This is a genomic window from Labrys sp. WJW, from assembly GCF_001676615.1.
GTDB classification, from domain to species: domain Bacteria; phylum Pseudomonadota; class Alphaproteobacteria; order Rhizobiales; family Labraceae; genus Labrys; species Labrys sedimenti.
In genome coordinates, this window is sequence record NZ_LYXZ01000120.1 from 1 (window position 1) to 551 (window position 551).

The window sequence follows — 551 nt, forward strand, 5'->3', positions numbered from 1 at the left end:
GCGGGACACGCCGCTGCCCCGCCTGCCCTGGGTCAACCGCTCCGTGCGGGAATGGGAGCCGGAACCCTTCCGCTGGCTCGGCATCCATTCGATGTACCAGCTCTACCACATGGCCGACCGGCGCGAGGCGGCAGGCCTCCAGCAGACCTCACGCCTCGCCACCTTCGCCAACAAGATCACCGGGCGCTGAGAAACCCCGGTTCCAGCTATTTCAACGCGTTTGAATTGGAATGACCATGATCGACAGCCGTACCTTCGCCGATCTCACCTCCCTCGACCTCGGCCCCTTCGGCCCCAAGCCCACCACCCTCAGCGAAGGCCAGGTCGAGGCGGCAAAAACCCTGTGGAAGTCCGAGGACGGCCTGATGGAAGTCGGCGTGTGGGAATGCACGCCGGGCCGCTTCACCGCCTCGCGCGAGCGCAATTCGGAAACCTGCCATATCGTGTCGGGGCGGGTGTCGCTGCATGACGCCGGCGGCCAGACCCGCGAGGGACGGGCCGGCGAGGCGGTGGGACTGCCGAAGGGCTGGAAGGGCGAGTGGACCATCCAC

Annotated in this window: 1 protein-coding gene and 1 pseudogene; both read left to right on the forward strand. The window is 67.2% G+C overall.

Annotated elements, in window-relative coordinates:
- A pseudogene (locus tag BA190_RS36550) lies at positions 1–190 on the forward strand (FAD-dependent oxidoreductase); the annotation flags it as partial.
- A 46-nt stretch (positions 191–236) separates the two neighbouring features.
- On the forward strand, positions 237–551 hold a 315-nt coding region (locus BA190_RS34890; RefSeq protein WP_082980276.1), incomplete at its 3' end, for a cupin domain-containing protein.